This window comes from Corynebacterium tuberculostearicum (assembly GCF_046097465.1).
In the GTDB taxonomy this organism is placed as follows: domain Bacteria; phylum Actinomycetota; class Actinomycetes; order Mycobacteriales; family Mycobacteriaceae; genus Corynebacterium; species Corynebacterium tuberculostearicum_I.
In genome coordinates this window covers 251,002-267,107 of record NZ_CP175799.1, presented here as the reverse complement: position 1 = coordinate 267,107, position 16,106 = coordinate 251,002, and the positions used below count along the sequence as shown (strand labels likewise).

Sequence of the window (16,106 nt, the reverse complement as noted above, 5' to 3'; positions counted from 1 at the left end):
GAATGCCCCTTGGCAAGACCGCAGCCTAACGGTCGATTTTGGTCTTATGTTCCTTATTCCTCGCAAAAAGGAACCATACGAGTGGCCCGAGGAACGGGTAGGCAAACGCCGCCATCGCCAGCAATATCTTGACGCCTCCGCTATATCCCGAACGGATGATGGAAATGAGAGAGGCCACCCAAAAGACCAACAAGGCGATGACGATGACGGCTCCTAGCCCGCTCCATAGCCAGTCATACGATGCCGGTATCTGGTCCTCGGCCAAGTAGGAAATATAATTTGTCATAATCGCCTCAAGGTTAAGGGTGTTTGCAAGTCCGTAACTCAAGGTAGGAGATCAATGTAAACGCTTTATGGCTCCTGACTTAATTTTCACTGTCTCCCGGCACATCCGTCCCAAAACGTGAGTAGGCACCCTACCGAATCGGTAGGGTGCCTCAATACTGCACTCCCTCACTCAGAAGCTAAAAGCTTCTATGCTCCTTTAACTTAGAAAGGAAGCTTAGGCAGCTGCGGCAGCTGCAGGTTCAGCTGCTTGCCCAGGAACGGGAAGATAGCAGCGATTGCGCCCAGCACGCCAACTACGATGCCAGCGATGCCCAGCGGGGACAGCTTGGAGGAGCCTTCCTTGCCCTCGCCCTCGGTCTCGCCCTCGGTCTTACCGCCCTCGGTCTCGGTCTTACCGTTTTCTTCCGGAGCCGGGGTGTTGTCCTTGTTCTTGTTGTTGATAGCTGCGATGAGCTGCTCTAGGAGCTCCTGCTGCTTAGCGGACTCCTCAGCGCGCTTCTCTTCCTGAGCCTTCTGAGCCTCGTCCTGTTCGGACTCCTTCAGCTGCTGCGCGATGATCTTGTCATCCTCGTTGGAGACCTTCTTAACGGCCTCTTCCCAGTCACGCTCAGAGTCGATGGCCTCGTATGCCTTACGCTGTGCGTCTTCCTTCATGGCGTCGTAGACCTTCTCTTCGCCTTCCTTTGCCAGGGAGCCGTCGAAGTTATCCAGGTCGCCGTTCCAGCCCTTCAGAGCCTTGACATCAGCATTCTTCAGGCGAGCGGTGGTGTCGTCAATAGCTACGTTCAGGATGCCCTTAGGACCACCGGTGATGAGTTCAGCGTAAGCGGTACGCAGGGTCTTGGTCTGACCATCGATGACAACGTTCTTGTTCTCTGGGGACTCACGCAGCTCAATCTCGCGGGTGGAGACAGCGAAGCGAGCCTCGAGAGCGCGCAGAACGCGAACCTGAGCGAATGCACGGTTCAGGAAGCCCTGGCGAACCAGAACGTCGGACTTCTGAGCCTCGCGGGTAGCGTCCTTAGCAGCTGCAACAGCCTCGTCGTAAGCAGCCTGAGCTGCCTCTACCTTGCCCAGCTCATCCTTGGTGGTGGAGATCAGGGTCTCCAACAGACCGATGTAGTCGCGCGGAATGAAGTCGCCTGCTGCCTGGTCTGCGTCGCGCTCACCAGCGTGGTCGTATGCGCCTTCGTAGGTCTTGAGTGCAGCCTTGAGGTCAGCAACGGAACCGGTTGCCGGAACCTGCAGGTCCGGCTGGCCGCCCTGCTGGCCCTCAGCGTTGGCAGCCTTTACGGCCGGAGCGATAGCGGAAACAGCAGCAGCCTCAGCAGCGTTCAGCGCAGCCTTCTTGGAATCTGCGTTGTCCCAAGCCTTGTTAGCTGCCTCGTCCTTCTCCAGTGCGTAAGCAACGGAAGCACGTGCGTCCTGAACGTTCTGCTCAGCCTGTGCCAGCTGCTTGCCAGCGTTCTCAGCCTCGCGCTTCAGGTTCTGGAAAGCAGCCTCTTCGGACGGGTCGAGGCCGTCGGTAGCTGCCTGTGCAGCGTTGTGGTACAGGTCGTACCACTGGTTGTGGTTCACGATGTAGTTCGCAGTAGCGTCGGTCTTGTTCAGCAGGTCACGCTCAGTGACGTTGTTAGCAACTACACCCTTAGCAGCGGAGTTGTCAGCCTCGTTGAAGCCGCCACCGATGGTGTTAGAAACAGCGTTGTCTTCTGCGAAAGCGGGAACAGCCAGACCGGAGATACCGGTAGCAACTGCAACAGCGCCGGCAAGAGCGGCGGTACGAACACGGTTCTTGAACATATTTTCCCCTAAAGAGATTTGAGTTTGGGTCAGTGAGAATTATCTTTCGATAACCGTCGTGTAGGGCGACGCGAGCAATGTTCCAACGAATGAACTTCTCATTCTCAACATTCAGTGCAGCTTTTGTCGCTGGAAATGACACTATCCAACAAGCAAGCTCGCTTCCAGCCCAATCCAATCGCGTTGGCAGGTAATTTTCAGGCAATCTAGACGGAAAATCCTCCATTTTTGCTGGTCATTGCACACAGGACTGGAAGGCCCTGGAAAAATTGGAACCGCCACCCGTGCGATAATTGTGAATATTGAGACACAATTTTACCCCCATACGGGGAGTGCATAATTTATTTCTTGTTATACATTTTCGACCAGCTGAAGCCAAGGCGCCCCTCCCGGGAACACACTTCAGACCATCCAGACCGGCCATAAAGATGGGCACTGTAGATCTGTATGCAGGCATTTTATTTCCTGTTTCACTTATGCAGACTTAAAGACTACTTAACTTCACCTCTATTAAAGTTGCATGTTTGCATACCTTCGAGCGCAAACTATGCACTCAATTGCACCTTCACCAGCACCAATGTACCTAGTGGTGCAGGATTTGATTTGACATAGAATCTCACAGGCCTCTTAGGTAGCCGTTTCTCTTTCTAATGCTAAATAGCTAAACGTATTAAAGAACTAATGCATACCGCCGAATAGGTATTCTAATAACACATATCGACGTCGAGTTTGTCTGTTGATAGCTCAACTACCGGGCTCGGATTGATGTAATAGAAAGTCCCATTTGGTAGCGCTATGGCATCGTCACGACCTTAAGCCGGCACGCAATAGAAAAAGCGCAGTCCCTAGCCATCACTGACTAGGGACTGCGCCTGCGGCGGAGACGGCGGGATTTGAACCCGCGGAGGTATTACCTCGCCGGTTTTCAAGACCGGTGCATTCGGCCGCTCTGCCACGTCTCCATGATGTTCTTCGAAAACACCCATCGTGCCTACGAAGCAACTTGGTCAGTGTACTAAATAGATAGCCCGGTTTCCCAAAAAGCCACCTGCAGCACTAGATGTCGTCGCTGGATACTCCGAATTTCGTGGCACAGGACACACCAGGTTCGTTAAATTGGGCCCATGACTACAACACACATGAAGGCCATCGTTCAGACCGATCCACAGGATCGTCGGTCCTTAGAGCTCCGCGAAGTCGCTCTCCCACAGCTGCGTCCAGGCGAAGTGCTTGTGAAGGTGCAGGCGGCCGGCGTTAACCGCGGCGATATCCTGCAGACGATGGGTGCCTATCCGCCGCCACCGGGGGCGTCGGAAATCTTGGGCTTAGAAGCAGCAGGCACCATTGCCGATGCCGGAGATACGAACTGGGAGGTAGGCACCGAGGTGGGCTGCCTGCTTGCCGGTGGTGGCTACGCCGAATACGTCGCGGTTCCGCAGGGCCAGCTGCTTCCCGTGCCCAAGGGGTTGAGCGTCGAGGAAACTGCAGCGGTGGTTGAGGTCGGATGCACCGTGTGGTCCAACCTAGGCATTGAGGCAGGCCTTCACGAGGGCCAGCGCGTCCTCATCCATGGCGGAGGCGGCGGCATTGGCACTTTTGCCATCCAGGTAGCCAAGGCCCTCGGCGCAGAGGTGGCGGTGACGGCTGGCTCGAAGGAAAAGTTGGAGCGTTGCCGCGAGCTAGGCGCCGATATTCTCATCAACTATAAGGAGCACGACTTCGTAGAAGAGTTGAAGGGAAGCTGCGATGTCATTTTGGACATCATCGGCGCGAAATATCTGGAAAAGAATATGAAGTGCCTGGCCAAGGACGGCAAGCTCATCATCATTGGCATGCAGGGTGGCACCAAGGCGGAAATCAACTTGGGCGCCATGCTGCCCAAGCGCCTGACCGTCCAGGGCACGACGCTGCGCGCCCGCGACTTAGAAGACAAGGCACAGATTGTGGCGGGCACGGTAGAAAATGTGTGGCCCATGTTGGAAGACGGCCGCGTAAAGCACGCGCTGCACGCCACTTACCCGCTTGCCGACGCCGCCCAGGCCCACACCGCCCTAGACAGCGGCGAGGTCACCGGCACCTTGGTTCTTACCGTTTAAGCCAGCGAGGCTACGACGCGGATGAGATGCTCAACGTCGTGATAGGTGTTGAAGGGGCCGAGCGCAACAGTAACGGCACCGCCAATTTCTTCCACGCCCATCTCCGTGAGCAACGGGGTCTGCGGGGCAAGCGTGGTAACAAGGCCGTTATCAAAGAGGCGCTTGTGCACGGTCTCGGCCGGAACACCCTTTACTGCGAAGGTGAGGCGCGGCAGGCGATCGTCGGAGGCGCCTGCGGCAGCCTCCCCGGTCACGCCAAGAATATGCACGGCGGGCAGGGTGCTCAAGAAGGAATAGAGGTCAGCGCGCAGATCCTCCAAGTAGACGCTGAGCGCATCCATGGAGGTGCGCAGGCGCTTGCGGCGCGAGCCGCTCTCCCCACCGGCGAGGGCGGCAAGATGGTCCACGAGCGGTCCGACACCGCCGGCCAAGCCAGAGGAAATGGGTGTTTCCAGCTTGCGAGAACCCTTGCCGGTATGCACCGGATCGAGGGCGTCGAGGCGGCGGAACATGCGGGTATCGCGGAAGACAAGCGCCGCTAGCTGCGGTCCGCCCAGCAATCCCAGGTCGAGGCCTAAGATATCGGCGCCGAGATCATCGAAGTTGATGGGGCGGTAGGGAGCGATCGCAGAGACGTCGAGAAGCGTCCAGGCGCGGGAGCGCTCATGGACGGTGTCAATGATCTCAGCGGCCGGGGATACCGTACCCAAAAGCTCGTGCGCGGCGGAGAAGGCAACGAGGCGCGTGGAGCCATCGACAAGCTCGGCAAATTGGAAACCTGGCAGCTCACCCGTGCCCAAGTCTGGCTGGGCCCAGCGGGTTTCTGCCTTGACCTCAGAAAACGCCGAGTACAAAGACGGCGGATCCAGCTTGGAGAGCACTACCGAGGAATTGCTGCCCAATAGCGGGCGGGCTGCGTGCGCCAAGGACTGGTACAACACGGGCAAGGACGGGCCAAGCACTACGCGGTCTGCCTTGGACCCGGTCAGATCCGCTACAGCCATGCGTGCGGCGGTGTAATTACCTTCGCCTTCCAAACGGCCCGGCGCGGGCGTGGCAGAGTGGGCGCCGCCTGGGCCCTCCTGGGTGGCCACTGCAGTGGACATCCGGAAGGATCGCGCCACGCCGGAGGCGACGCGCTCAGAGATCTGGGGGACCACGTGCGCGTTGAGGTAGGTCCAACCATCAGATAGCCCGGTGTATAAACCGCGCACACTGAATACGTCGTAGTGTGCCGAAGCTCCTGCTGGCATTACGGTCCCCTTCTTTATCGCGCTAGGCATCGCCACACAGTGGCGGTCGGTTCCCTACTGTATACGCGTTTGGCCCAAGTTTCCCAAATTTGAATTTTCGCTGGATACCGCTGTTTTCGCAGGCTGGCGGCGTGTAGTTCCCGTTTGCCCAGCCCGCGCGCTAGGGTGTTGAGCGTGCAAGATAACAATCAACTGCGCGCTGATATCGCCCGCATGACCTCCCAGCCAGACGGCGAGGCCACCCCAGCGTCCCAGTCCGAGACCCTCAAGGCCGCCTTCGCGGACCTGGTGCAGGGTGCACAGCAGCGCGAGCTGTGGTTCAAACTGGGCATTCAAGATATTAAGCAGCGCTACCGCCGCTCTGTCCTGGGCCCGTTTTGGATCACCATCGCCACCGGCGTGATGGCCCTCGCCTTGGGCCTGTTGTATTCCATGCTCTTCCAGATTCCCGTCGCGGAGTTCCTCCCCCACGTCACCGTGGGCCTTATTATGTGGACCTTCATTTCGGGCTGCATCAAAGAAGGCTCCACGGTCTTCATTGACAACGAGGGCTTGATTAAACAGCTCCCAGCCCCGCTGTCGGTGCACGTTTACCGCTTGGTGTGGCGCCAGACGCTGTTTTTGGGCCATAACCTCATCATCTGGTTGCTGCTTATCCTTATCTTCCCGCGCAACTTGGGATGGGAGTTCTTCCTCTTCCTCCCCGGCTTGGCCTTGTTGCTGGTCAACGGCGTGTGGGTCACGATGTTCTTTGGCATCATCGCTACCCGCTTCCGTGACGTCGCTCCGCTGCTTGAAGCACTGACCCAGCTGCTGTTCTACGTCACCCCGATTGTGTGGATGACCAATACCTTGAAGGACCAGGGCGGTGCGGTGTCCAGCCGCGCCCGCATCGCGGAAATCAACCCGCTCTACCACTACCTGGAAATCGTCCGTGCGCCCATGATCGGTGAGCCGGTGGCCGCCTACCACTGGTGGATCGTTATTGGCTGCACCGTTCTTGGCCTGCTCATCGCCGGCTTGGTCATGCGCAAGTGGCGCTTCCGCGTCAGCTACTGGGTTTAAGCCCACGCTCTGCACTTCCTGAGATTCCTCGAAAGGATACAGACTGATGGTCTCGATTGATACGTATAACGCGTGCGTGGACTTTCCCATCTTTGATGCCAAATCTCGCTCGCTCAAGAAGGCCATGCTTTCTTCCGCCGGCGGCGCCATTGGCAAAAATGCCCAGAACACCGTCGTGGTGGAGGCGCTGAAGGATATTAACCTGCACCTGCGCGAGGGCGACCGCGTGGGTTTGGTGGGCCATAACGGCGCCGGCAAGTCCACCTTGCTGCGCCTTTTGTCTGGCATTTACGAGCCCACCCGGGGTTCTGCCGATGTGCGCGGCCGCGTGGCCCCCGTCTTTGATTTGGGCGTAGGCATGGACCCGGAGGTCTCTGGCTACGACAACATCATTATCCGTGGCCTCTTTTTGGGCCAGTCCATCAAGCAGATGAAGAAAAAGATGGATGAGATTGCGGAGTTTTCTGAGCTCGGCGATTATCTCTCCATGCCGCTGCGCACCTATTCCACCGGTATGCGCGTGCGCTTGGCGCTCGGCGTGGTGACGTCCATTGAGCCGGAAATCCTGCTGCTGGATGAGGGCATCGGCGCCGTCGACGCCGCTTTCATGGCCAAGGCCCGTGTACGCCTGCAAGAGCTGGTGAAGCGCTCCGGCATCTTGGTCTTTGCCTCCCACTCCAATGACTTTTTGGCCCAGCTGTGTAATACCGCGCTATGGATCGACCACGGCGAAATCCGCTCGGTGGGCGAGGTTTCCGAGGTCGTCGGCGAATACGAAGGCCCCGAGGTGGGCGAGTACGTGCGCGACCTGCGCGAGCGTTTTGAAAATGAGGACACCAGCGGCAACTAGCTGAGCATACACAGCAGCTGGTCGCCCACACCGGTTACCTCCAGCTGCAAGCCATCCGGCCGGTGATAGTCCGCGGCGCTAAGGCGCGCGCTGACCACCGGCCGGTTAATCTTTTCTGGGCCGGCAGGCTCTTCCTTTTTCTCGGTAGTTATGCGGTAGCCCATCTTTTCACTCACCCGGGCCGAGGCAAGATTGGTCTCTATCCAACTGGTGCGCAGCGAATGCGCATCGAGGTGGGTAAAGGAAAACTCGGCCATCGCTTGGCGGATAAGCGTGCCATAGCCTTGGCCTTGGAAGCGGTGCAGTACCCATGATGCGGTCTGCACTTCCCGCGCGGCCGCAAAGTTTTCGGCCGATAGGTCCACCACACCCACCAATTCTTGGGTTTCTGCGTCGCGGGCAATGAAATCCAAGGTCCAATTATTGGCGCGCAGCTGCGCCCGGTGCTCCCACCGGTGCTGCGCCATGGCAGCGGGAGTATTCCTCTTTTCATCAAAGAGCCAGGGAAAAGCATGCTCTGGGATATTCGCGCCATAGATATCTGCCGCACACACAGTGGCCACGCACGCGATGTCTTCATCGCGCATGACGCGCAGGTCGACTCCACGGCCAGTATCATCGCTGGCCCGAATGGTCACCGCAAAAGGCGGCCAGATATTTTCCATACACTTCACAGTATCCACAAAGCTGCGGCCATATCTAGTTTTCGCTTCACCCGCACGGAGTGTTTCTGCGCTGGTCCCCCTACCCCGGTGGCAAGATAGAATCCATGACTGCCTCCCTGACTTCCACCGGTTCCACCGCCGCCGTCATTGTTACCCATCAGCGCGCCGAGCTACTGCGGGCCTCGCTTGAACAGGTAGTCCACCAAACCCACCCCGTGCAGTGGGTAGTCGTGGTGGATAATGGCGCGGAAGATGCGGTGCGCGAACTCGTCGAATCCATGGCGGGTGACCGAGGCGTCTACGTGCCTTCGGAAACCAACCTGGGCGGCGCTGGCGGCTTTGCACTGGGCTTTCTCACCGCCCTTTCCTTGGGCGCCGATGCCGTGTGGTGCGCCGATGATGATGGCCGCCCCGCCGATCACACGGTACTAGCGGAGCTGTATCGAGTGGCCGAAGCCAACCGCCTGCATGAGGTCTCCCCGGCGGTATGCAATATCAACGATCCCGGCCGCCTCGCCTTCCCCTTGCGCCAGGGGCTGGTATGGCGCCGCCGGATGGACGAACTGGAAGGCGATTTCCTGCCCGGCATCGCCTCGCTGTTTAACGGCGCGCTGATTTCCGCCGCGGCCATGGAGATCATTGGTGTGCCGGACTACCGGCTGTTTATCCGCGGCGATGAGGTGGAATACCACCGCCGGCTGGTTAATTCCGGGCTCTCCTTCGGCACGGCGCTGACCACCAGCTACCTGCACCCGGACGGATCGGATGAGTTCAAGCCCATCCTGGGTGGCAAAATGCATACCCAGTACCCAGAAGGTGAGTTCAAGCGCTTTTTCACCTACCGCAATCGCGGCTACCTGCTGTGGCAGCGCGGCATGCGCAAGCTACTGCCCCAGGAATTTGCCCGCTTTGGCTGGTTCTTCTTAGTCCAGCGCCACGACCCGGCCGGCTTTATCGAATGGCTCAAGCTCCACAACCGCGGGCGCCAAGAAGATTTCCGCCGGCCTAACCAGGGCTAGGACGGATCCTGCTTGGCGACGACCCGGACCCCCGCCTTCCTAAAAATAATCCAGCGTTGCACCGCAAAGTTCACCACGGTGGCGGTGCCCTGCGAGACGGCAAAGGCCACCATATTGACCACGAAGGTCACGCCATAGGTGGCAAGTACCCCGGCAAAGCGCACCGCGGTGGCTTTGGCCTGGAAGGTCCAACGGCGATTGAGCAGATAGGCCGCCCAGGTACCGACGATAAAGCCCACCGCCCGCGCCGGATCGGCGCTCAGCAGGCCGAAGCCGATCTGCAGGAGCCAGGTTAAGGAGACGTCGATAAGCGCGGCAAGTGCCCCCGTCACCGCGAACCTGGCGCTTTGCGCGCGCAGGCTGGTCGAGCGCGAAGCCCGCTGGGCCGCGCCGCGCCACGTCCGTGGGGAGGCTGCTGCCATCTATCTTTCCTTAAAGATAAAGGCCCTTTGAATGGCAAAGTTGGTCACCGTGGCCACGCCTTGGGCGATGACGAAGGCGATGGTGTCTTTCACCGCCCCCTCAAAGCCGAGGGCCATAAGCGGCTCATTGAGCACCCAGTACAGGAAGTTTTGGACCGCAAAGGTAGAGGCGTACAAGATGCCCACGGTCGCGGCTGTGCGGCCAGACACCTTGGCCCCAAAGGTCCACCGCGCATTGGCTAGGTAGGCAGCGATGGTGCCAAAGACCCAACCGATGGCCTTGGCGGCGGAACGGTGCAGCCCCAGATAGGTCAATAGCAGCGTGAGACCATAGTCAATGGCGGCGGTAAATACGCCCACGGAAATGAAACGCACCAGCTGGGTGTGCAGCGAGGTGGACGAAGGCTTTACTTCTACGGCGTCGTCAGCGGAATTAGTCACGAGTGAGTAGCCTACCCGCGCAAGAGCGCTCGGTACATGTCCAACCGATCCACCGGCGCGGCGGATTCGGCACCATAGGCGCCTATCCCGGCCAATTGCTGCAACGAGGCCGCACACAATTCCCGCACGTCGGCGCCGGAGAGCGCCGTGCCATCGTCATTGACCCAACCGAGCGCATCCATGGTGGTCTCCACAACGGAATCGGTCAGCTCCGCGCCGCCCATGCAGGATAGGGCGAGCGCCATGGACCAAAAAGCGTCTTTGCCTTCATGGGTCACCTCGCGCGGCAGGCTGGCGAGCACGCGGGAAGTATGCGGTGTGAGGTCGGTTTCCCTGCCCAAGTCCATCGCTTGCAGCAGCGGGACAAAATCATAGAGTTTGGTGCGCTCAATCAAATCGCGCACGGGGGACGATACCGCGGAAAAAACTTCATCGGTAACCTCTTGCCCGGTCAGTTCGCGGTTGACGCTGGTCAGCTCAAAGGGCTGAAAGAGCGATCCGGAGCCGCCCACACACAGCGCCTCTGGGGTGCCATTATCGCGGGGATAAATCTCGGCTACTACCAGCTCGAAGTCCCACAGTCCCCAAGCGAAGTCGATTTGATCGCCCTCGCGCCAGAGGAATTCGGAGGCCTGGCGCTCCGGATCGATGCGCGGGCCACGGGCCTCGGTATGTTCATAAAAGTGCCAGGGAGATTCCTCCTCCGGCAGGCCAAAGCAGATGCGCAGTACGCGGTGCAGCTCGGTGAAGGTCAGGGCATCGCTAAAACCAATCTGTCGGTGCACCTCGCCATCGGCGCGAATATTCGCGGCTTGGCAAATGATGGTGAGGGGCTCGCGCTTGAGGGATACCACGCTATCGGCGCGTTTGGCCCGCGCCTGTGCGATATCGGTGACCCCTGCGTTCATGAGCCCCACCATACGCAAATTTTAGGAAGCTAGTTTTGCAATATCGCGAGCTTCCAGCTCACTAATAAGGAACGTCAGCGCCGCCCCAATGGCGCCCAAGAGGGTCCACGGACGCTTGGCACCGCGCTTGCGCAGGAACTTCACCATGCGGCGGGAAAGGGCAACGTTCATCCAGCCGCCCAGGATGAGCAGCAGCACCACTGCGGCAAAAATGGCCCACGGCTTGAGGCCTTGATCGTCACTATCCTGCGGCGAGCGCGGCTCATCGCCGTCCTGCTCGGCGTGCGCGTTGGTATAGGCCACTAGGGCGCTAAAGCCAAAGAAAGACAAGGTATACGCGGTGATCAAACCGCCCTTGGACTTGATCCAATCCGGATAGGAGGTCGCAATGCCCACGGCGGCGGCCTGGGTGATGCGGCCAGCCAGCGTGTCATCGAGGGCGTAGTTGTCTTGGCGCTGATCATGCGTCTCACGGTTGTTGGTCATAGCGACTACTTTAAGCGGCGGTAAGCTAATGCGCATGTACTCGGAAAAGACAAAGCATATGACGCCGGCGCAGCAAGCGGCACAGGATGTGCGCGCAGAGGACGATAAGCGCAACGGCCACTTCGAGGCCACAGAACATACCGATGTGCCGTTGAGCCCTTTCATGACTCGCCTGATGGCAGAGGAATTGCCCATGCTGGATTCCTCCTCCCGCGCTCGCGTCTATGAGCTTTTGCGGGAGTACGACGGCCCGATTATTGAATCCCAAGAGGAACTGCCGGAGGAGATCCGCGCGCTCATGGATCTGTAAACGGTCACATTCGGGCAGTACAAGCGTCCGTTTTGTTCCGAATATCACTCGCGCCACTCCAGCCACCCTCCTGTGAGCTAGGTAGGCTAGAGAAGCGACATAAATCCGTCGAGCAAAGAGTAAGAGATGGAATTACATACTACTGAAAAGTCCCTGCACGGCTGGGGCCGCACCGCCCCGACGACCGCCCACGTGCTCGCCACCGAAGACGTGGACGTCATCAAGAAGGCCGTGGCCCAGGTTGCAGAAGATAACTCGGATAAGCCCGCCCACCTGCGCCGCGGCGTCATCGCCCGCGGTATGGGCCGCTCCTACGGTGACCCCGCCCAAAATGGCGGCGGCCTGGTCATCGACATGCAAAAACTCAATAAGATCCACTCCATCGACCCAGAGTCCGCTCTGGTGGACGTCGATGGCGGCGTCACCTTGGACCAGCTGATGAAGGCCGCCCTGCCGTATGGCCTGTGGGTTCCGGTTCTGCCGGGTACCCGCCAGGTCACCATCGGTGGCGCAATCGGCCCGGATATTCACGGCAAGAACCACCACTCCGCCGGTTCCTTTGGTGACCACGTGGTCTCCATGGAGCTGCTCGTGGCCGATGGCCGCGTGCTGCACCTGACCCCGGAGGGCTCCGAGGATGACCCGAGCGGCGACCTCTTCTGGGCCACCGTTGGCGGCATGGGCCTGACCGGCATCATCCTGCGCGCCACCATCCGCATGACCAAGACGGAAACCGCCTACTTCATCGCGGATACGGACCGCACCGATAACTTGGATGAAACCATCGCCTTCCACTCCGATGGTTCCGAGCACAACTACACCTATTCTTCCGCCTGGTTCGATGTCATCTCACCAGAACCAAAGCTGGGCCGCTCCACCATTTCCCGCGGCTCGCTGGCCACCCTGGCACAGCTGGAAGAGCTCGCCCCGAAGCTGGCCAAGGATCCACTGAAGTTCAATGCGCCGCAGCTGATGACGGTGCCGGATATCTTCCCGTCCTGGACCATGAATAAGCTCTCCCTCTCCGCCGTGGGCTTGGCGTACTACACCATGGGTGCACCGGCGAAGAACCAGGTCAAGAACCTGACGCAGTTCTACCAGCCGCTGGATCTCATCGGCGAGTGGAACCGCGGCTACGGTTCCAAGGGCTTCCTGCAGTACCAGTTCGTGGTACCGACCGAGGCCGTGGAGCCGTTCAAGGAGATAATCCGCGATATGCAGCGCTCCGGCCACTACTCCGCCCTCAACGTGTTCAAGCTCTTCGGTGAAGGCAACCGCGCACCGCTGTCTTACCCGATGCCGGGCTGGAACGTCTGCGTGGACTTCCCCATCCGTCCGGGCCTGGGCAAGTTCCTGGATGACCTGGACCGCCGCGTGATGGAATTCGGCGGCCGCCTCTACCTGGCCAAGGAATCCCGCACCTCTGCGGAGAACTTCCACAAGATGTACCCGGGCATGGAAGGCTGGCTGAAGACCCGCAACGAGATCGACCCGACCGGCGTCTTTGCTTCCGATATGTCCCGCCGCCTCGAGCTGCACTAATCACTGGAAATAACACCTTTAAGGAGATTTACTGACCATGCTTAATGCAGTAGGCCAAGCACAACACATCCTGCTTCTGGGCGGCACCTCTGAGATCGGCCTCGGCGTCGTCTCCGAGTTCCTGCAGCGCGGCCCGGCCAAGGTCACCCTGGCCGCCCGCCCGGAGTCCCCACGCATCGCCCAGGCCAAGGCTGACCTGGAATCCCGCGGCGCTGACGTAGAGGTCCTGGACTTTGACGCCACCGACTTCGACTCCCACCCAGACGTTATTGATACGGCGTGGGCACGCGGCGACGTCGACGTGGCCATCGTTGCCTTCGGCACCCTGGGCGACCAGGAAGAGCTGTGGCAAAACCACGACAAGGCCGTCGCCTCCGCACAGACCAACTACACCGCACCGGTGTCCGTAGGCGTGCTCTTGGGCGAGAAGTTCAAGCACCAGGGCCACGGCACCATCATCGCTATGTCCTCCGTGGCAGGCATGCGCGTGCGCCGTTCCAACTTTGTCTACGGCGCCTCCAAGGCCGGCGTGGACGGCTTCTACATCAACTTGGGCGAGGCCCTGCGCGGCACCGGAGCCAACGTGCTGGTTGTGCGCCCGGGCCAGGTGCGCACCAAGATGTCCGCCGAGGCTGGCGACGCCCCACTGACCGTCAACGTTTCCGACGTTGCCGAGGCCACCGTCAAGGCCGTGCTCGAGGGCAAGCAGTCCATCTTCGTACACCCACTGTTTGAGTACGTATCTTTGGCATTCAAGTTCATCCCGCAGGCCATCTTCCGCAAGCTGCCGTTCTAAACGCCGCGGCTTTCCGCGTAGGCGTAGCCGCCCCGCCCCCGCTCTTCCACTTCGCCGCACGCCCGCGGCGAGGGAGGTGACGGGGGCGGTGGTGTATCAGGGGGATGCCGCCAAGCAAGTGCTGTCCTGCCCGCGCCAAATCTGGGCTGTGGGGCTTGGGTATGCGAAACTAATGAGCATGACAAGCACCGCTGTACCCGCCCAGTCAACGCCCGTGAGCGAGGATAACCGCACCGAGGCCTACCGCGCCGATGCGCTGACCCCTCGCGCGACCTTGCTGGGTATTGTGCTGGCCGCTCTGGCCGGTGGCGTGGTAACGCTGCTGGGCTGGTTTGCCTTCAAGACGGTCTCGCTGCCGTCCTTTAATACCTCCATGGTCACCCGCGCGTTGACCACGGTGGGGGTGGTGCTCACGCTGGCCTTGGCCGGCGGGCTGTGCGTGTGGTGGCTCTATGACCACTACAAGGATTCCTTTACCCGGCCGCGCTGGCGGGCCTGGCTGACGTATGCGGTCACCTACCTCTCCCCGGCCCTGTTGACCCTGGCCGCCGTGGGCCTGCCACTGTCCGCCTCCCGCTTGTGGCTCGATGGCGTGCAGGTGGACCAGGCCTTCCGCACCCAGTTCCTCACCCGTTCGGTGGATGAGATGGGCTATGCGGACATGAACTACCAGGACATGCCGTCCTTCTATCCGATCGGCTGGTTCTGGTTGGGCGGCCGCTTGGGTGCGCTCATGGGAATTCCGGGCTGGGAGGTCTACCAGCCCTGGGCGCTCATCTCCATTGCCGTGGCCGGCTGTATTTTGGTGCCCATCTGGCAGCGCCTGACCAGTTCCTTGCCGGTCGCCACCGCCATCGCCCTGGTGACCACCGCGATTACGCTCACCATCGCGGCCGAGGAGCCCTATTCCGCGGTCATCGCCATGGGGCTGCCCACCGTTGCGGTGCTCAGCGCCCGCGCGTTCTGCGGCTCCTGGCTGGCCACCCTGGGAGTGACGCTCTACCTGGGCATTTCCGCCACGTTCTATACCCTTTTCACCGGTGCGGCTGCGCTCACCGTGGTCAGCCTCATCGCGCTGTTTACCGCGCTCTATGAGCATACGTGGCGCCCCATCCTGCGCCTGGCGATCATAGCGGTAGGCTCCATTGCCATCGCGCTCATCGCCTGGGGACCTTACGTATGGTCGGTCATGCACTCACCGGTGCCGCTGCAAACCACCGCGCAGCACTACTTGCCGGAGGAAGGCACGCAAATTCCGGTGCCCTTCTTGTCCTTGAGCATTGTGGGCTTCCTCTGCCTCATGGGGCTTATTTACATAGTCATCCGCCTCAATGACGCAGAGGTGCGCGCGCTGGGCATCTCCCTCCTTGGCATCTACCTGTGGACCGTGGTGTCTATGGTGGCAACGCTGGCCGGCACCACGCTGCTCAGCTTCCGCCTCGAGGTCATCGTGGTGCTCCTCTTTGCCACCGCCGGCATCCTGGCCCTGGCAGAGATCCGCCTGCTCAGCGTGCACCGTCTCTACCCTGCGCGTTTCTCCCACACCACCAATAAGCAGATCACCGCGGTCTTTGGCATCATCTTGGCCCTGGCCGGCGTCTTCTATGCGCAGCAGATCCCAGAGGCCAACGAGGACGCCATCGATCACGCCTATAGCGACACCGATGGCTACGGCGAGCGCGCGGACCGCTTCACCAGCGATTCCGCCCACTACTATCTGGATATTCACAACTTCATTCAGGACCAGGGCTTCACGCCGGATGAGACGGTGGTGCTCACGGATGAAAAGACCTTCATGTCTTATTACCCGTACTGGGGCTTTAACGCCTTTACCAGCCACTACGCCAATCCCTTGGGCGAGTTCAGCACCCGCAACGAGCAGATTGAGACCTGGGCCAATGATTCCTGGGATATGCAGCCGGAGGAGTTCCGCAAGGCCTTGGATTCTGCTCCCTGGCGCGGCCCGGATGTGATGATGTTCCGCGGCGACCTGGAAAATAAGGACGACGGCTTCAAGTTCCACCTGGCAGAAGATATCTATCCCAACCAGCCGAATATTCGCTACCGCGCGGTCTTCTTCAATGCGGATGTCTTTGACGAGGGCTGGAAGTTACAGCAAACCGGCCCCTTTGTAACAGCCGTTCGCACCAAGTAAGTTCACC

16 protein-coding genes and 1 tRNA gene are annotated in these 16,106 nt (G+C 59.9%); 8 read left to right on the top strand and 9 right to left on the bottom strand.

Annotated elements, in window-relative coordinates:
* Positions 1-25: 25 nt before the first annotated feature.
* The 3 genes from ACKFRX_RS01205 to ACKFRX_RS01195 form a co-directional block, all read right to left on the bottom strand.
* A complete protein-coding gene (locus ACKFRX_RS01205; RefSeq protein ID WP_408923079.1) occupies positions 26-286 on the bottom strand; it encodes a hypothetical protein in 261 nt (86 codons plus the stop codon).
* Between the two features lie 203 nt (positions 287-489).
* Positions 490-2,091 carry a hypothetical protein gene (locus ACKFRX_RS01200; RefSeq protein ID WP_408928015.1) on the bottom strand — a complete coding sequence of 534 codons (1,602 nt, stop codon included), beginning with the start codon at positions 2,089-2,091 and terminating at the stop codon, positions 490-492.
* A gap of 878 nt (positions 2,092-2,969) precedes the next feature.
* Positions 2,970-3,053: transfer RNA gene (locus ACKFRX_RS01195), tRNA-Ser, on the bottom strand.
* 177 nt (positions 3,054-3,230) lie between these two features.
* Between ACKFRX_RS01195 and ACKFRX_RS01190 the strand changes: the two genes are divergently transcribed.
* A complete protein-coding gene (locus ACKFRX_RS01190; RefSeq protein ID WP_179387610.1) occupies positions 3,231-4,187 on the top strand; it encodes an NAD(P)H-quinone oxidoreductase in 957 nt (318 codons plus the stop codon).
* On the opposite strand, the gene ACKFRX_RS01185 is transcribed toward ACKFRX_RS01190, so the two are convergent.
* Positions 4,184-5,440 (bottom strand): aminotransferase class V-fold PLP-dependent enzyme, encoded by a 1,257-nt coding sequence (locus ACKFRX_RS01185; RefSeq protein ID WP_408928014.1) that lies wholly within the window; start codon positions 5,438-5,440, stop codon positions 4,184-4,186. The two genes, ACKFRX_RS01190 and ACKFRX_RS01185, sit on opposite strands and share 4 nt — an antisense overlap.
* Positions 5,441-5,653: 213 nt before the next feature.
* Between ACKFRX_RS01185 and ACKFRX_RS01180 the strand changes: the two genes are divergently transcribed.
* Positions 5,654-6,505, top strand: a complete 852-nt coding sequence (locus ACKFRX_RS01180; RefSeq protein WP_179387609.1) for an ABC transporter permease — start codon at positions 5,654-5,656, stop codon at positions 6,503-6,505.
* A 46-nt stretch (positions 6,506-6,551) separates the two neighbouring features.
* The gene (locus ACKFRX_RS01175; protein ID WP_005323203.1) at positions 6,552-7,355 is read left to right on the top strand and encodes an ABC transporter ATP-binding protein; all 804 of its coding nucleotides are present in this window, start codon (positions 6,552-6,554) and stop codon (positions 7,353-7,355) included.
* Here the strand turns inward: ACKFRX_RS01175 and ACKFRX_RS01170 are convergent.
* Positions 7,352-8,020, bottom strand: coding sequence for a GNAT family N-acetyltransferase (locus ACKFRX_RS01170; RefSeq protein WP_408928013.1), 669 nt, complete (start codon positions 8,018-8,020; stop codon positions 7,352-7,354). The two genes, ACKFRX_RS01175 and ACKFRX_RS01170, sit on opposite strands and share 4 nt — an antisense overlap.
* Positions 8,021-8,124: 104 nt before the next feature.
* Between ACKFRX_RS01170 and ACKFRX_RS01165 the strand changes: the two genes are divergently transcribed.
* Positions 8,125-9,039, top strand: coding sequence for a glycosyltransferase family 2 protein (locus ACKFRX_RS01165; protein WP_250411508.1), 915 nt, complete (start codon positions 8,125-8,127; stop codon positions 9,037-9,039).
* Here the strand turns inward: ACKFRX_RS01165 and ACKFRX_RS01160 are convergent.
* From ACKFRX_RS01160 to ACKFRX_RS01145, 4 genes are all read right to left on the bottom strand, one after another.
* Positions 9,036-9,371 carry a GtrA family protein gene (locus ACKFRX_RS01160; protein ID WP_408928012.1) on the bottom strand — a complete coding sequence of 112 codons (336 nt, stop codon included), beginning with the start codon at positions 9,369-9,371 and terminating at the stop codon, positions 9,036-9,038. The genes ACKFRX_RS01165 and ACKFRX_RS01160 overlap by 4 nt on opposite strands.
* 90 nt (positions 9,372-9,461) lie before the next feature.
* Positions 9,462-9,902, bottom strand: a complete 441-nt coding sequence (locus ACKFRX_RS01155) for a GtrA family protein (protein WP_005329747.1) — start codon at positions 9,900-9,902, stop codon at positions 9,462-9,464.
* A gap of 11 nt (positions 9,903-9,913) precedes the next feature.
* The gene (locus ACKFRX_RS01150) at positions 9,914-10,822 is read right to left on the bottom strand and encodes a hypothetical protein (RefSeq protein WP_084771687.1); all 909 of its coding nucleotides are present in this window, start codon (positions 10,820-10,822) and stop codon (positions 9,914-9,916) included.
* Positions 10,823-10,831: 9 nt separating this feature from the next.
* The gene (locus tag ACKFRX_RS01145) at positions 10,832-11,296 is read right to left on the bottom strand and encodes a hypothetical protein (RefSeq protein WP_005329751.1); all 465 of its coding nucleotides are present in this window, start codon (positions 11,294-11,296) and stop codon (positions 10,832-10,834) included.
* 34 nt (positions 11,297-11,330) lie between these two features.
* On the opposite strand from ACKFRX_RS01145, the gene ACKFRX_RS01140 reads away from it, so the two are divergent.
* The 4 genes from ACKFRX_RS01140 to ACKFRX_RS01125 all read left to right on the top strand — a co-directional run bounded on the left by ACKFRX_RS01140 (position 11,331) and on the right by ACKFRX_RS01125 (position 16,099).
* The gene (locus ACKFRX_RS01140) at positions 11,331-11,606 is read left to right on the top strand and encodes a hypothetical protein (RefSeq protein ID WP_179387256.1); all 276 of its coding nucleotides are present in this window, start codon (positions 11,331-11,333) and stop codon (positions 11,604-11,606) included.
* 126 nt (positions 11,607-11,732) lie between these two features.
* Positions 11,733-13,148, top strand: coding sequence for an FAD-binding oxidoreductase (locus ACKFRX_RS01135; protein ID WP_005329755.1), 1,416 nt, complete (start codon positions 11,733-11,735; stop codon positions 13,146-13,148).
* Between the two features lie 37 nt (positions 13,149-13,185).
* On the top strand, positions 13,186-13,944 hold the full coding sequence (locus ACKFRX_RS01130) for a decaprenylphospho-beta-D-erythro-pentofuranosid-2-ulose 2-reductase (RefSeq protein ID WP_408928011.1): 759 nt from the start codon (positions 13,186-13,188) through the stop codon (positions 13,942-13,944).
* A 178-nt stretch (positions 13,945-14,122) separates the two neighbouring features.
* Positions 14,123-16,099 (top strand): galactan 5-O-arabinofuranosyltransferase, encoded by a 1,977-nt coding sequence (locus ACKFRX_RS01125; protein WP_408928010.1) that lies wholly within the window; start codon positions 14,123-14,125, stop codon positions 16,097-16,099.
* Positions 16,100-16,106 lie beyond the last annotated feature (7 nt).

What these genes read in the sequence shown, in the direction of transcription:
- ACKFRX_RS01205 (WP_408923079.1), bottom strand. Translation starts at nt 286, where the DNA reads ATGACAAATTATATTTCCTACTTGGCCGAGGACCAGATACCGGCATCG.
- ACKFRX_RS01200 (WP_408928015.1), bottom strand. Translation starts at nt 2,091, where the DNA reads ATGTTCAAGAACCGTGTTCGTACCGCCGCTCTTGCCGGCGCTGTTGCA.
- ACKFRX_RS01190 (WP_179387610.1), top strand. Translation starts at nt 3,231, where the DNA reads ATGAAGGCCATCGTTCAGACCGATCCACAGGATCGTCGGTCCTTAGAG.
- ACKFRX_RS01185 (WP_408928014.1), bottom strand. Translation starts at nt 5,440, where the DNA reads ATGCCAGCAGGAGCTTCGGCACACTACGACGTATTCAGTGTGCGCGGT.
- ACKFRX_RS01180 (WP_179387609.1), top strand. Translation starts at nt 5,654, where the DNA reads ATGACCTCCCAGCCAGACGGCGAGGCCACCCCAGCGTCCCAGTCCGAG.
- ACKFRX_RS01175 (WP_005323203.1), top strand. Translation starts at nt 6,552, where the DNA reads ATGGTCTCGATTGATACGTATAACGCGTGCGTGGACTTTCCCATCTTT.
- ACKFRX_RS01170 (WP_408928013.1), bottom strand. Translation starts at nt 8,020, where the DNA reads ATGGAAAATATCTGGCCGCCTTTTGCGGTGACCATTCGGGCCAGCGAT.
- ACKFRX_RS01165 (WP_250411508.1), top strand. Translation starts at nt 8,125, where the DNA reads ATGACTGCCTCCCTGACTTCCACCGGTTCCACCGCCGCCGTCATTGTT.
- ACKFRX_RS01150 (WP_084771687.1), bottom strand. Translation starts at nt 10,822, where the DNA reads ATGGTGGGGCTCATGAACGCAGGGGTCACCGATATCGCACAGGCGCGG.
- ACKFRX_RS01145 (WP_005329751.1), bottom strand. Translation starts at nt 11,296, where the DNA reads ATGACCAACAACCGTGAGACGCATGATCAGCGCCAAGACAACTACGCC.
- ACKFRX_RS01140 (WP_179387256.1), top strand. Translation starts at nt 11,331, where the DNA reads ATGTACTCGGAAAAGACAAAGCATATGACGCCGGCGCAGCAAGCGGCA.
- ACKFRX_RS01135 (WP_005329755.1), top strand. Translation starts at nt 11,733, where the DNA reads ATGGAATTACATACTACTGAAAAGTCCCTGCACGGCTGGGGCCGCACC.
- ACKFRX_RS01130 (WP_408928011.1), top strand. Translation starts at nt 13,186, where the DNA reads ATGCTTAATGCAGTAGGCCAAGCACAACACATCCTGCTTCTGGGCGGC.
- ACKFRX_RS01125 (WP_408928010.1), top strand. Translation starts at nt 14,123, where the DNA reads ATGACAAGCACCGCTGTACCCGCCCAGTCAACGCCCGTGAGCGAGGAT.